Annotated in this window: 13 protein-coding genes; 6 read left to right on the top strand and 7 right to left on the bottom strand. The window is 70.6% G+C overall.

All coding sequences use genetic code 11. From position 1 onward, the window contains the following. Positions 1-85: 85 nt before the first annotated feature. The 3 genes from BJ993_RS26500 to BJ993_RS05930 all read left to right on the top strand — a co-directional run bounded on the left by BJ993_RS26500 (position 86) and on the right by BJ993_RS05930 (position 2,837). Entirely contained in the window at positions 86-361 is a 276-nt protein-coding gene (locus BJ993_RS26500) for a MoaD/ThiS family protein (protein WP_179648065.1), read from the top strand. 174 nt (positions 362-535) lie between these two features. After that, positions 536-1,900: an O-antigen ligase family protein gene (locus tag BJ993_RS05935; RefSeq protein WP_179648064.1), complete on the top strand. Its 1,365-nt coding sequence runs from the start codon at positions 536-538 to the stop codon at positions 1,898-1,900. Between the two features lies 1 nt (position 1,901). Then, positions 1,902-2,837 carry a UDP-glucuronic acid decarboxylase family protein gene (locus tag BJ993_RS05930; RefSeq protein WP_036550872.1) on the top strand — a complete coding sequence of 312 codons (936 nt, stop codon included), beginning with the start codon at positions 1,902-1,904 and terminating at the stop codon, positions 2,835-2,837. Between the two features lie 298 nt (positions 2,838-3,135). On the opposite strand, the gene BJ993_RS05925 is transcribed toward BJ993_RS05930, so the two are convergent. From BJ993_RS05925 to BJ993_RS05910, 4 genes are read right to left on the bottom strand one after another with little or no spacing between them, the layout of a single operon-like run. Continuing rightward, positions 3,136-3,855: a sugar transferase gene (locus tag BJ993_RS05925; protein ID WP_036550875.1), complete on the bottom strand. Its 720-nt coding sequence runs from the start codon at positions 3,853-3,855 to the stop codon at positions 3,136-3,138. 27 nt (positions 3,856-3,882) lie between these two features. Next, positions 3,883-4,611: a hypothetical protein gene (locus BJ993_RS05920; protein ID WP_179648063.1), complete on the bottom strand. Its 729-nt coding sequence runs from the start codon at positions 4,609-4,611 to the stop codon at positions 3,883-3,885. Then, positions 4,608-5,798, bottom strand: a complete 1,191-nt coding sequence (locus BJ993_RS05915) for a glycosyltransferase family 4 protein (RefSeq protein WP_179648062.1) — start codon at positions 5,796-5,798, stop codon at positions 4,608-4,610. Before BJ993_RS05915 ends, BJ993_RS05920 begins: the two co-directional genes overlap by 4 nt. 13 nt (positions 5,799-5,811) lie before the next feature. Then, positions 5,812-6,792 carry an NAD-dependent epimerase/dehydratase family protein gene (locus tag BJ993_RS05910; protein WP_036550882.1) on the bottom strand — a complete coding sequence of 327 codons (981 nt, stop codon included), beginning with the start codon at positions 6,790-6,792 and terminating at the stop codon, positions 5,812-5,814. Positions 6,793-6,985: 193 nt separating this feature from the next. Between BJ993_RS05910 and BJ993_RS05905 the strand changes: the two genes are divergently transcribed. Genes BJ993_RS05905 through BJ993_RS05895 form a run of 3 tightly spaced genes read left to right on the top strand, consistent with a single transcriptional unit; the run spans position 6,986 to position 10,359 of the window. Then, the gene (locus BJ993_RS05905) at positions 6,986-8,218 is read left to right on the top strand and encodes an MATE family efflux transporter (protein WP_179648061.1); all 1,233 of its coding nucleotides are present in this window, start codon (positions 6,986-6,988) and stop codon (positions 8,216-8,218) included. Between the two features lie 33 nt (positions 8,219-8,251). Beyond that, entirely contained in the window at positions 8,252-9,448 is a 1,197-nt protein-coding gene (locus BJ993_RS05900) for a hypothetical protein (protein ID WP_179648060.1), read from the top strand. Between the two features lie 44 nt (positions 9,449-9,492). Next, a complete protein-coding gene (locus BJ993_RS05895; protein ID WP_036550889.1) occupies positions 9,493-10,359 on the top strand; it encodes a sulfotransferase domain-containing protein in 867 nt (288 codons plus the stop codon). Between the two features lie 27 nt (positions 10,360-10,386). Here BJ993_RS05895 and BJ993_RS05890 read toward each other — a convergent pair whose 3' ends face one another. From BJ993_RS05890 to BJ993_RS05880, 3 genes are read right to left on the bottom strand one after another with little or no spacing between them, the layout of a single operon-like run. Then, positions 10,387-11,451 (bottom strand): glycosyltransferase, encoded by a 1,065-nt coding sequence (locus BJ993_RS05890; RefSeq protein WP_179648059.1) that lies wholly within the window; start codon positions 11,449-11,451, stop codon positions 10,387-10,389. A 23-nt stretch (positions 11,452-11,474) separates the two neighbouring features. Beyond that, entirely contained in the window at positions 11,475-12,461 is a 987-nt protein-coding gene (gene gmd, locus BJ993_RS05885) for a GDP-mannose 4,6-dehydratase (protein ID WP_036550893.1), read from the bottom strand. Positions 12,462-12,485: 24 nt separating this feature from the next. Next, entirely contained in the window at positions 12,486-13,184 is a 699-nt protein-coding gene (locus BJ993_RS05880; RefSeq protein WP_179648058.1) for an LbetaH domain-containing protein, read from the bottom strand. Between the last annotated feature and the right edge of the window lie 83 nt (positions 13,185-13,267).

Below are 13,267 nucleotides of genomic sequence, written 5' to 3'. Positions count from 1 at the left end.
GACCGAAACGCAACGCTGGGCCCCGGCCGGTTTTCGTGTAGGGAAGGATAGCGAAACAGCACGGCAACCGGGAAGGGTCGCGACGGTGAATGAGACCGAGGTCATCAGGGTCCGCTACTGGGCCGCTGCCCGCTCCGCTGCCGGTGTGGCGGAGGAGACGGTCGACGCCGGCGGACCGATGACGCTGGTCGAGCTGCGCGACGAGGTGGTCCGCCGCCACCCCGGCGGCCGGTTCGGCGACGTCGTCCGGGTGTGCTCGGTGCTGGTGGGGGAGCGGCCGGTCTCCTCGGGCGACCCGGCCGCGGTCGTCGTACGGCCGGGGGACACGGTGGAGTTCCTGCCGCCCTTCGCCGGCGGCTGATCCGGCCGGACACCGGCAAGCCCCCACCATCGGAGACCGGTATGCCGTCGTGCCGCCGCCTGGCGATGCACGCACCCGGAGCACCGGGCATTCCCGGACAACTTCCGGGGTGACCACTAGACTCCCCGAGGTCGGTCGCCTTCGACGTCCGACGCCGCTTGACCGAGGAGAGCAGTGCCCAACGAGACGACCGCGCGCCCCCAGCAGGTGGCCCGGCCCTTCGTCGCGCCTGCGGGCAGCAACGCCGCGATCACCTTCGTGACCGTCGCCCTCCTCGTCGGCCTCGTCTACCTCGCCAACACCGGCGACCTGGTCACCGCGCTGGTCACCGTCGGTGTCGCGCTGTACGTCGCCCTGCTGAGCGTCCTCGGCTCGACGCGTCTCGGCATCCTCACGCTGGCAGGCGCCTTCTTCACGGCGCCGGCGTACAAGGGACTGGCTCCCGAGGGCGCGACGATCACGCCGACCGACGCGCTGCTGGTGGTGGGCTTCGCGCTGCTGCTCCCGGAGATGCTCCGGGGCCGGCTGAAGCTGCCGTTGACCTACATCGTCGGCATCGTGATCGTCTTCGCGTTCGGCATGGTCGCGACGCTGCGCTCCGAACGCTCGCTCGAGAGCGCCTTCGCCCTCGTCTTCTGGCTGATCGTGATGATCGCCTTCCCGATCGCGATCCTGCTGTGGCGGCCGAGCCGCACGGTCATCCGCGGGCTGGCATGGACCTACGTGCTCGGCCACATGGCCAGCTGGGCCGGCGGCATCCTGACAGGCGGCATCACCGCCCAGGGCCGGCACTTCGGCATGACGAACCACCCCAACTACTTCGCCGAGGCCGCGATCATGGCGATCGCGCTGCTCATCTTCCTGTTCTTCGAGTACCAGCACTGGGTCATGAGGACCGTCATCCTCGGCTTCGCCGGCCTCACCGGGATCTCGATCCTGCTCAGCGGCAGCCGGGGCGCCACGATCGTCGTCGCGGTGCTCGTCGTGATGATCCCGATCGTGGAGCGCTCGGCGATCACCGGCTTCTTCTACGCCGTGTGCGGCGCGACCCTGGTGGCGGCCCTGCCGTTCGTCCTGCGGCTCACCGGCGACACCTCGGCCATCGACCGGCTGCTGGGCGGCGGCTCGGCGTCGGGGTCCGACCAGGCCCGCACCGCCGGGCTCGAGAGCGGTGTCGACCGGTTCTGGGCGAGCCCGTTCTTCGGGGACGGGCTGATCGACCTCTTCGACATCCACAACAACGTGCTGCAGGTCGCCGTCGGCGTCGGCATCTTCGGGCTGTTCGGGTTCCTGCTCGTGATGTTCGCCTTCGCCCGGCCGCTGTTCGGCGCCAGCCCCTACCGCCGCCTCTGCTACACCGTGTGGGGCTACATGGGCTGGGGTCTGCTGATCCCGAGCCTCTACGACCGCACGCTGTGGATCCCGATGTGCCTGGCCGCGATCTGCTGGCTCTCAGCCGACGACCAGGACGGCACGACCGAGGCCACGCCGGCCGCGGCGGCCACCACCGAACCCCCCAAGACGATGGCGAGGAACTGACATGCGGGTGCTCGTGACGGGAGGCGCCGGGTTCCTCGGCTCCCACCTCTGTGATCGGCTGGTCGCCGAGGGCCACGACGTGCTCTGCGTCGACAACTACTACACCGGCACGAAGGACAACATCGCCGGACTGCTGGGCAACCACCGGTTCGAGCTGATGCGTCACGACGTGACCTTCCCGCTGTACGTCGAGGTCGACCGGATCTACAACCTGGCCTGCCCGGCCTCGCCGATCCACTACCAGCGCGACCCCGTGCAGACCACGAAGACCAGCGTCCACGGCGCCATCAACATGCTCGGGCTGGCCAAGCGGGTCCGGGCGCGGATCCTGCAGGCCAGCACCAGCGAGGTGTACGGCGACCCCGAGGTGCACCCGCAGGTCGAGGAGTACTGGGGCAAGGTCAACCCGATCGGCATCCGCAGCTGCTACGACGAGGGCAAGCGCGCCGCGGAGACCCTGTTCTTCGACTACTGGCGGCAGCACTCGCTGGAGATCAAGGTGATGCGGATCTTCAACACCTACGGCCCGCGGATGCACCCCGACGACGGCCGGGTGGTCAGCAACTTCATCGTGCAGGCCCTGCGCGGTGAGCCGATCACCATCTACGGCGACGGCCAGCAGACCCGCAGCTTCTGCTACGTCGACGACCTCATCGAGGGCATGTGGCGGCTCATGGAGAGCCCGGCGGACTTCACCGGCCCGGTCAACGTCGGCAACCCGACCGAGAACACCATGCTGGAGCTCGCCGAGGCCGTCATCCGGCTCGTCGGCGGTCCGTCGAGGATCGAGCACCGCCCGCTGCCGTCCGACGACCCGCGCCAGCGGCGCCCCGACATCAGCCTCGCCCGCAAGGAGCTGGACTGGGAGCCGACCGTGGCGCTCGAGGACGGCCTGCGCGAGACGATCGACTACTTCCGGCACCGCCTGGCCCTCTGACGGCTCGGGTCGGCCGGCTGCGGGTCTGCGTCGGTGGCTCCGGGTCGGCGTCGGCTGCTCCGGGTCTGCGTCATACGAAGTGGTCGCTCGGACGACCGATCCGTATGACGTCCCGGGGCCGTCGACGACCCTCGCAGGAGACGTCATGCGAAGTGGTCGCCAGGGCGCTCGCTTCGTATGACGCAAACCAGCGGCGCCCGGCCGCGACCCCCGACGTACGACACCCCCGACGTACGACGAAGGCCGCCCCCGATGGGGGGCGGCCTTCGTCGTGTCCCTGCGGTGGAGGGGTGGAGCGTCAGGCGACGTCGGTCGCGCGGGCGTCCTCGACGAGCACCTCGCGGTGGCGGCGCTCGCGGGTCGGCTTGGTGTGGCGGTCGATCAGGTCCATCACGCCCTGGTAGTCCAGGGGCTGCTTGATGTGGGCCACGATCAGCACGGTCGAGAGCAGGACGGTGAAGTCGAGGCGCAGGCGGTAGCCGTGCATGACCGCGCGGCAGTAGGCGCCCTCGATGCGCAGCCGCTCGGAGTCACTGAGCGAGTCGCGGCCGACGAGCTGGACCGGACCGGTCAGGCCGGCGGGGGTCAGGAAGCGGTCCTCCGCGTAGGGGTACTCGTCGCGCAGGCACTGCATGACGTTCTCCGGCAGCGGCCGGTTGCCGACGATGCTCATCTCGCCGCGGACCACGTGGATCAGCTGCGGGATCTCGGTGAGCCCCAGGCTCTCGAGGATCCGGCCCGGCCGCGTGTAGAGCGGCGAGTCGGGCGGGATGTTCAGGAACCGGACGCCCTCGACGGGGACCGTCTGGCGGTTGACCAGCTTGTCGGCGTTCTTGACCATCGTGCGGAACTTGACCGTCCGCACCATCTGGCCGGACCGCACCCAGCGGTTCGACCGGTAGAACACCGGACGGCCCGACATCACGAGGACCATGAGGGCTGATCCGAGTAGAACCGGCACCCACGCGACGGCTGCGGTGATGGCCACGAACAGGTCGAACACACGCTTCGTCCGCATCGACTACCCACCTTCCCCGGAGAAGTACTAGTCCGTTTCGCCGGGCTCGGGGGGTGGCGGAACGGAACGTCTCGTTGAAGGCGTCAACGATCGAAGTGCTAAAGAGATACTCCTCACCAAGAACCAAATCCGAGAATCAATTCCAACGGTGCGCTCGACCCCACGGTCCGTGCTCCCGGCGGCCAGCGCGCGAGCGGCCAGCGACTGGTAGCTGGTGTGCAGCCGGAGGCGCCCACGGCGCTCCGCGGCGTCGAGGAGCCGGCCCGGGTAGAGGACCGAGAGGCTCGCCCGGCCACCGCGGCGGTTGCACTCGTCGACGAGCTCCTGGAGCTGCTGCTCGACGAGTGCCTTCCAGCCGCCGTAGTAGCGGCGGTCGGCGCCGGGCGCGAGGGCCAGGATGGTCGAGACCAGCACGATCCGGACCGGCCGGCCCGCCGCGAGCACCTGCTCGACGAAGCCCAGGTCGCGCACCACCCCCGCGGCGTCGTACGACGTCCGGGGGGTCTCGGGATGCACGGGGCCGAGCGCGGTGACGACCAGGCGCACGGGGCCGTCGCCGAGGGCGGCGATCCGCTCGGTGAGCTGACCGGCACCGGCGTCGACGACACGGGACGGGTCGAGGCCCGGCAATCCGGCGACGACGGTCGCGTCGGCCGCGTCGCGGGCGACGGCGAGCAGCGGCGCGCCGGAGAGCTGCGCGACGACCTCGCGACCCAGCCGGGTCTTCGGGCCGACCAGGACGACGGGACCCGTCACCGGCTGCTCCGCTCGAGGATGGTCTCGAACCGGTCGGCGCACCCGGCGAGGGCGAACTCGAGCTCGGCGAGGTCGCGGGACGCCTCGCCCAGCTCCTCCCGGAGCTCGTCGTCGGCCAGCACGCCCGCCGCCCAGGCCGCGGCGCCGGGCAGGGCCTCCGCGTCGGGGGCGACCACCAGGCCGCCGGCGCGGGTCACGAGCGCCGAGGCGAGGTTCTCCGACGGCATCATGCCGAGCACCGGGCGGCCGGCGCACAGGTAGGACAACGTCTTCGACGGCACCGAGAAGGCGCCTGCCTGCTGCTCGAGCAGCACCACCAGGATGTCGCCGCTGCCGAGGACCTCGGAGAGCCGCTCGTAGGGCTGGAAGGGCAGCAGGGTCACCGGCACGTCGAGGCGCTCGGCCTCGGCGCGGATCACCTCCACCGCGGGTCCCTCGTTGACGACGACCAGCCGGACCGGCCGGCCGGCGTCGATCACCTCGCGGGCCAGGCCCACCAGCAGCGTCGGGTTGTGCTTGAGGCCGAGCGTGCCGGAGTAGAGGAGCGTCGCGGTGTCGTCGAGGCCCTGTTCGGTGGCCCAGTCGTTCTTGCGGGGGACCGGGCGGATCTCGTCGAGGGGGGCCCAGTTCGGGATCACGGTCACCTTGTCCGCGGTGCCCCACTCCTCGTGGACCGGGACGAAGGACGGGGCGATCACCACGATCTCCGACGCCCGCCGCGACACCCACCTCTCGGCGACGCTGAAGACGGCGGCGACCACACGGAACATCCGGCCGAGCTTGTCGCCGGCGAACGACTTCACCGCGACGGCGTACACGTCCTGGTGCCAGAGCACCCACTTGCGCCGCAGCACGAGCATGCCGAGGGCGAAGACGACGAGGGTCGGGATCTGCGCGTTCGACAGCATCGCCGTCTGCGCGCGGGTACGACGGACCTGGCGGATCAGCTCCCAGCCGACGAGCGCCTCGACGAGCACCCTGCGGACGAAGCGGTCCTTGGCGATCGGCTCGGTCGGGCCGACCGGGTCGAAGGTCAGGGTCTCGCCGGGCTCGGCGACGAGGTGTCCCTTGCCGGACACCCAGCCGGGACAGTACGAGTGGGTGACGGCATGCCCCCGCCGGGCGAGCTCGCGGCTCAGCTCGACCTGGAAGGGGTGCCCGGAGTAGTCGTGGACGAGGATGCGCACGGGGGAGCGGATCTCAGCCCTGCGCGCGCTTGACCTGGTCGTAGACCCAGGCATAGGTCTTCGCGAGGCCGTCGGCGAGGCTGATCGACGGCTCCCAGCCGAAGACCTCGTTGATCTCGGTGTTGTCGGAGTTGCGACCCCGGACGCCCTGCGGCGCGGAGAGGTCGTACTTCCGCTCGCACTTGATGCCGGCGATGTCCTCGACGATCGAGTAGAGCTGGTTGATCGAGACCAGCTCGGCGGAGCCGAGGTTGATCGGCTCGACGTGGTCGCTCGCCAGGATCATCTGGGAGCCCTTCACGCAGTCGTCGATGTACATGAAGCTGCGGGTCTGCTCGCCGTCGCCCCAGATCTCGAGCTCGTGCCTGCCCGAGATGACCGCCTCCGCGATCTTGCGGCAGACGGCGGCCGGCGCCTTCTCGCGACCGCCGGTCCACGTGCCCTCGGGGCCGTAGACGTTGTGGTAGCGCGCCATGCGGGTGGTCAGGCCGAAGTCCTCGCGGAAGTGGCGGGCCATCCGCTCCGAGAAGAGCTTCTCCCAGCCGTAGCCGTCCTCCGGCATCGCCGGGTAGGCGTCGGACTCCTTGAGGGCCGTCACTGACGGGTCGGTCTGCTTGTCGGCGGCGTAGACGCAGGCCGACGAGGAGTAGAAGTAGCGCTCGACGTCGTACTTCTGCGCGGCCTGGAGCATGTGGGTGCTGGTCAGCACGGTCAGCATGCAGAGGGCCTTGTTGTTCTCGATGAAGCCCATGCCGCCCATGTCGGCCGCGAGCATGTAGACCTCGCGGGCGCCCTTGGTCGCGGCCTCGGCCTGGTCGAGGAGCGACAGGTCGCCGACGCTGTTCTGCGCGTCGGGGTGGACCTGGTACCACTCGTCGAGCGGCTTCACGTCGACCGACCGGACGGTCTTGCCCTGGGCGAGCAGGTCGGCGACCAGGTGGCCTCCGATGAAACCGCCGCCACCGGCGACCAGGACGTCCACGGGCGCGTTCATGCTGTATCTCCTCATAGATGGAACTCGAGCTGGACTCGACCTCGACAACGCCCCCCAGCGATGTCCGACCAACGAGTAGACCACGGCCGGGTCACGCCCCCGGACTCGAGACCAGACCTGACGTCAAGCCCACGGATCCGCGCACTGCCCACTAGGCTGCGTGCCGGCTGGCAGGACCACACGAAGGAGACCCGTGCGCGCTGAAGGTGCCGGGCGGCGGCTGAGCGTCGTCGTCGTGGACCAGGTGCTGTCGGGCGCGTCGAACATCCTGATCGCGCTGCTCTCCGCGCACCTGCTGGGCACCGCGGCCTTCGGCTACTTCGGCATGATCCTGGTGATCTACGCCGCTGCGCAGGGCGTGAACAGGTCCCTGGTCGGGGACCCGCTGATGGTCCACCCCGACGACGCCCGCCACCGTGCGGGTGCGCCGATCTCGGCTGCCCTCATCGTCGGTGGCGCGATCGGTGCGCTGGTCGCGGCCATCGGCGGGGTCTTCTGGTGGCTGGACGTCCCGATGGGTGTCGAGCTGGTCATCCTCGGGGCCGGCCTGCCGGGGCTGATCCTGCACGACCTCGGTCGGTACCTCGGGTTCGCGACCCAGCGGCCCTGGCGCTCGCTGTGGCTGGACCTGCTCTGGCTGGTGCTGATCCTCGGCGTCGTGGGCGTGCTGCTCGTGCGCGACGTCGAGAGCCTGCCGTGGTTCACCCTCGGCTGGGTCGGCAGCGGTGTCGCCGCCTCGCTGCTGGTCTTCGCCCAGCACCGGCCCCGGCTCGCGGGCGGACGGGCCTGGCTGCGGGAGCGGTGGTACTACTCCTGGCGCTTCCTGCTCTCGTTCGTGGCGCTGCAGGGATCGACCCTCGGCTTCTCCGTGGTGATCGCCGTGGTGGCCGGCGCCAAGGCGATGGGTGCCGTCCGCGGCGTCCTCCTCCTGCTGCGGCCCTACATGACCTTCCAGACCGCGTCCGTCGCGGCCGGTGTCGCCGAGGTCGCCAACGACCCCGACAGCTACCGCGACGGCGGACACCTGCGGCGGACCGTCATCGTGTCGCTCGCCGTCGCCGCCGTGAACGCCGTCATCCTGCTCGTCCTGCCCGACGCGCTCGGCCGGCTCGTCCTCAGCGACACGTGGGACGCCACCGAGGCGCTGCTGCTGCCGGCCTGCGTCCAGATCCTGGCGCTGGGCCTGATCGCCGGCCCCCGCGCCCACCTCATCGGGTCGAAGGCGGTCTCGGTGACCGTCCCGATCGACATCGCCTCCACCGTCGTCACCCTCGTGCTCGGGACGATCGGGGTTTTCATCGACGGTGCGTACGGCGCTTACTGGGGGGTGAGTAGCGGAAGCGTCCTCGCTGCGTTGATGTGGTGGTCGGCGTTGTCCATCCGCTCCCGCACCCCAGCGCGGCACCGCGTCGAACCCACCCCCTGAACAACCCCCCACCCCCACCGGAGGTCTCCCGGCGTGACCGGCCCGACGTACTGCACGATCCTTGCCACCAACTACCTGCCGAAGGCACTGGCGCTCGCCGACAGCCTCGTGCGCCACGACCGCGGCGAGCTGGTCGTCCTGCTCATCGACGCCCAGCACGAGCGAGACCACGACCTGCCGGAATTCCCCGACCTGCCGGGCGTCCGCATCGTCGGCACCGACTTCCTCGGGCTGCCGCTCGAGGACGTGCTGGCCATGACGACGTACTACGACCTCGTCGAGTTCGCGACCGCGATCAAGCCGCTCTTCTTCAAGCGCCTGCTGGAGACGAGCGAGCAGGTCTTCTACCTCGACCCCGACACCTACCTGACCTCGCCGATGGAGGAGCTCCCCGGCGAGCTCGCGGCGAGCACGGGCGGGGTGCTGCTGACGCCGCACTTCCTCCACCCGATCCCGCCCGAGGCGCCCGTGACCGAGGGCCACCTGCTCCAGGTCGGCGTGTTCAACCTGGGCTTCTGCGGCTTCGACCGCCGGGCGATCCCGGCCCTGGACTGGTGGTGGGCCCGCCTCCAGTGGGACTGCCTCTTCGACTACCTCAACGGCCTGTTCGTCGACCAGAAGTGGATGGACATGGGCTCCGACCTCTTCGAGGCCCGCAGCCTGCGCCACCACGGCTACAACGTCGGCGTCGTCAACCTGCACGAGCGCCCGCTCGGCCTGGACGCCGACGGCTTCCACATCGTCGGCACCGACGACCGGCTCCGGCTGTTCCACTTCCACGCCTTCGACACCAGCCGGCCGCAGGAGCTGTCGACGCGGTTCGACATGTCGACGGCGCACATGCGCACCGAGAGCGCCGCGGTCGACCAGCTCTGCAAGGAGTACGCCGCCGACGTGATGCGCCACGAGGAGCGACTCCCGGACGCGCCGTCGTACCGCTACTGGAACGACACCGAGGGCCGCCGGATCCCGCGGCGGCTCCGCCGTGCCTGGCGGGTGCAGGCCCGCAGCGGCCAGCGTCCGCCGTCGCCCTTCGACCCCGCCCAGGCGGCCGCCTGGACGGCCTGGCGACGCAGCGCGTGGAAGACCCTCGCCAAGGAGCTGTCGGTCGACGCGGCCAAGAGCGCGCGCATGTCGATGCCGGAGGAGTTCGGCAACTTCAAGAAGCGCTTCCCCAAGGCCGTGAACGCCGTGACGTCGCGCATGGGCCGCGGCGGCATGTTCGGCTGAGCCGCCGTCGTCGCCCCGAGCCACCCGATCCGAGAGAGCAGAGCATGTCCAGCTTCGACGCCCGTGAGTGGGCAACCCGCACCCTCAACTGGCCCCCCGCGCGCAACACGGCCAAGCGCGCCGTCCACCTCGCCGCGCGGGCGCGCGGCCGGGCCCTGGAGGCACGCCACGCGGTCCCGGACCCGGCAGTGATCATCGCTGCGGGACCGCAGAAGGCCGGTAGCCAGTGGATCAAGGCCCTCTTCGACCACCCGCTGGTGCGCGGTGCGGCCGGCACGATCACCCTGCCGCAGCTCGACTACCAGCTGACCCCGCCGCGCAACGGCTTCCCGGCCGGCACGTTCGTGCCCGGCTTCTACGGCAGCTACCAGGAGTACCTCGCCCTGCCGAAGCGGCACCCGCACCGGCTCGTCTACCTCGGCCGCGACCCCCGCGACCTGGTGGTCTCCGGCTACTGGTCGGCGGTGGAGACGCACCGCCCGACCCACCTCGAGGAGGCCGAGCGGCTGCGCGAGGAGATGAAGCAGATGTCGATGGGCGACGCGATGATGACCATCATCGAGCTGAGCGGCGAGCACTTCGCCGCCATGGCGTCGTGGGCCGGGGTCGACGACCCCGAGGTCGCCCGCTTCCGCCTCGAGGACGTCCGTGCCGACGCGGAGGGCCCGGTGCGCGCGATGCTCGCCCACTGCCGCATCGAGCTCTCGGAGGCCGACCTCGCAACGGTGCTCAACGACACCTCGAGGGACGCCCTGCGGGCCAAGGACCTCGAGCAGCGCAGCGCCGACAGCGAGTCGCACTACCGCAAGCGTGCCTCGCGCCACCAGGAGGTCTTCGAGCCGCGGCACCACGCCGCGCTCGAGGAGGTCGCGCCCGGGCTCGTGGAGCTGCTCGGCTACCAGCCGGCCTGAGGCGCGCGCCGGACCGGCGCTGCGGTCTCAGCCCTCCAGCGCGCTCCGGGTACGACGGATGGTGCGCTCCCACGTGAAGGTGTCCGCCCACGCGCGAGCAGCGGCGAGGGCCTCGTCGTCGACCGACTCCGCCCGCAGGACGGCGTCGGCGAGCGCCGCCGGCGTCCAGTCGGCCATCACCGTCGCGTGACCGCCGGCCACCTCCAGGCAGGCCGGCTCGGGGCCGATCACGACCGGCTTGCCGAGCGCCATCCCCTCGACGGTCGGCAGGCCGAAGCCCTCGAAGTCGCTGGGGAACACGATCATCCGCGCGGCGGCGATGACCTGCTGGAACTCCTCGTCCGGCAGGAAGGGCGCGAGCCGCACGACGTCGGCGATGCCGCGCTCGTCGATCGCGGCCTGCAGGGCGGGCTTGCGGGCGCCGCCGACCCCGAGCACGAGCAGCTCCGGCGCCTTCTCGCCGCGGGCGACCAGGTCGGCCCAGGCGTCGAGCAGCAGGTCCGGGTTCTTGTTGCTGTGGTGGGCGAAGGACACCGCCGGCCCGGTGCGGTCCGGCTGCGGCCAGGCGCGGACGTGGTCGGCGCCCAGGTGCGCGACGACCGCTGGCTTGCGGGCGGTCGACGGGTGCAGCCGGTGGAGGTCGTCGAGGCTGCGCTGGGAGATGGCGATGAACGAGTCGGCCATCTGGTAGGTCCGGCCGTAGGAGACGGCCCGGATCAGCCGGCGGCCGCGGCTGAACTGCTCGGGACGCAGCTCGTGGCGCAGGTCGAGGATGATCGTCGCCAGCCGGCCCTCGCCCAGCGAGAGCACCGACGTGGTCGGTGCCGTCGCCAGCACCGCGTCGGGCCGCAGCCGGCGCGCGAGCGAGCGCATGCGGGTCGTCTGCGCCCACGGCCGGCCCACGACGTACGGGCGCGGGACGGGGAGCTTGTGCAGGGTGTGCGGGGTCCCGGCGCCGATCGTCGAGTCGGCCGGCACGGCCACGTGCAGCTCGTCGTCGGGGTGGACGTCGTGCCACTGCAGCAGCACGGCGTCGATGAGGGTCCGGATGCCGCCGAACTCGGCGGCCATCGCGTCGATGAGGATCTTCATCGCGTGCCCGGGACGCCCCGGTCTCAGCCCTCCTGCTTGTGCGCGACCAGGCGACCGAGCTGCTCGATGTCGGCGTCGACCATCAGCTCGGCCAGGCCCTTCGCGTCGGTCGACGGCTTCCAGCCGAGGACCTCGCGCGCCTTGGAGGCGTCGCCGATGAGGGCGTCGACCTCGGTCGGACGCTCGTAGGCCTCGTTGTAGCGGACGTGGTCCTCCCAGTTGAGGCCCGCGTGGCTGAAGGCGTACTCGGCGAACTCACGGACCGTCGTACCGATGCCGGTGGCGAGGACGTAGTCCTGCGGCTCGTCGTGCTGCAGCATCCGCCACATGCCCTCGACGTACTCCTTGGCGTAGCCCCAGTCGCGGATCGCGTCCAGGTTGCCGAGGGTGAGGTGGTCGGTGATGCCGAGCTTGATCGACGCGACGCCGAGGGTGATCTTGCGGGTCACGAAGGACTCGCCGCGACGCGGGGACTCGTGGTTGAAGAGGATGCCGGAGACCGCGAAGAGGTCGTAGGCCTCGCGGTAGTTGACCGTCACCCAGTGGGAGTAGAGCTTGGCGGCGCCGTACGGCGAGCGCGGGTAGAACACCGTGCCCTCGTCCTGCGGCGGCGGGGTCGCGCCGAACATCTCCGACGTCGACGCCTGGTAGAAGCGGCAGTCGATGCCGGCGGCCCGGATCGCCTCGAGCAGGCGCAGGGTGCCCACCGCGTCGGTGTTGGCGGTGTACTCCGGCAGCTCGAAGGAGACCTTCACGTGGCTCTGCGCACCGAGGTTGTAGACCTCGTGCGGCTCGATCGCGTGCACCAGGTTGACCAGGCTGACGCCGTCGGTGAGGTCGCCGTAGTGCAGGTGGAGGTTCTCGGTGCCGCCCAGGTGGTCGATCCGCGACCGGTTGAGGGTCGAGTGGCGCCGGACCAGCCCGTGGACCTCGTAGCCCTTCTCGAGCAGGAGCTCGGCGAGGTAGGACCCGTCCTGTCCGGTGATGCCGGTGATCAGCGCGCGCTTCATGGGCGCAGAGCCTATAGGTGACCCTCAGGCCCCATTGGCCCATTCCGTCATCTGCTCCTCGACCTGCTGCTGGCGGCCCTGCCGGTGGAAGAACTTCAGCGTCTCCGGGAGGGTCCGCACCGCCTCGGCCGGGTTGCCGCGGTAGAGCGTGAGCTCGTCCTTCAGTTTGGTGACCACGACGGAGCCGGCCGAGACCACCGAGCGGTTGGGGATCGCGGTGTTGTTCTGCATCGTGCAGCCCGACATCAGTACGCCGTAGTCGCCGATCGTCACCTTGCCCGGCTGGAAGAGGTCGGTGACCAGGTTGAGGTTGTGGGTGAGGATCTGCGACCCGAAGCCCGCGACGGCCGCCTGCTTGCCCAGGGTGACCCGGTCGGTGACGTCGATGTTGTGGCCGACGGTGATCAGCGCGAAGTCGTCCATCACCAGCGACGGGTCGCGGTGCGGGTGCTTGGGGTAGACGGGCGCGCCCTTGGGCACGCCGACGATCCAGTTGCGCGACGAGATCGTCGCCCCCTCGCCCATCCGCAGCTCGGACAGGTGGCGGATCGTGTTGCCGGGTCCGATGCTCGCGTGCGGGCCCATCACGAGCCGGTCGACCATGACCAGGCTGCGTCCGAGATGGGCGGTGGGGTGGATCTCCCAGCCGAGCAGGCGGGAGGCCACGAGCCGTTTGAGGGTGCCGGGGAGCATAACCATCAGCAGGCAGATCAGTTGTCGCATCGCATCCCCCGTTGAGGTGGTTGGATGGGCGCGACTGTAGCGGTCGACGCGCAGACGACGTTCGGATTGATCTCAGAAGGGCC

Origin of the sequence: Nocardioides aromaticivorans (assembly GCF_013408525.1) — a bacterium.
Taxonomy (GTDB): Bacteria; Actinomycetota; Actinomycetes; order Propionibacteriales; family Nocardioidaceae; genus Nocardioides; species Nocardioides aromaticivorans.
The sequence above is the reverse complement of the archived record's forward strand: the minus strand, read 5'-3'. Positions and strand labels throughout refer to the sequence as shown.

Excerpts from the sequence above, each read along its gene's own strand:
- BJ993_RS05890 (WP_179648059.1), bottom strand. The coding sequence starts at position 11,451 with ATGAAGATCCTCATCGACGCGATGGCCGCCGAGTTCGGCGGCATCCGG.
- BJ993_RS05895 (WP_036550889.1), top strand. The coding sequence starts at position 9,493 with ATGTCCAGCTTCGACGCCCGTGAGTGGGCAACCCGCACCCTCAACTGG.
- BJ993_RS05930 (WP_036550872.1), top strand. The coding sequence starts at position 1,902 with ATGCGGGTGCTCGTGACGGGAGGCGCCGGGTTCCTCGGCTCCCACCTC.
- BJ993_RS05880 (WP_179648058.1), bottom strand. The coding sequence starts at position 13,184 with ATGCGACAACTGATCTGCCTGCTGATGGTTATGCTCCCCGGCACCCTC.
- BJ993_RS05910 (WP_036550882.1), bottom strand. The coding sequence starts at position 6,792 with ATGAACGCGCCCGTGGACGTCCTGGTCGCCGGTGGCGGCGGTTTCATC.
- gmd (WP_036550893.1), bottom strand. The coding sequence starts at position 12,461 with ATGAAGCGCGCGCTGATCACCGGCATCACCGGACAGGACGGGTCCTAC.
- BJ993_RS05925 (WP_036550875.1), bottom strand. The coding sequence starts at position 3,855 with ATGCGGACGAAGCGTGTGTTCGACCTGTTCGTGGCCATCACCGCAGCC.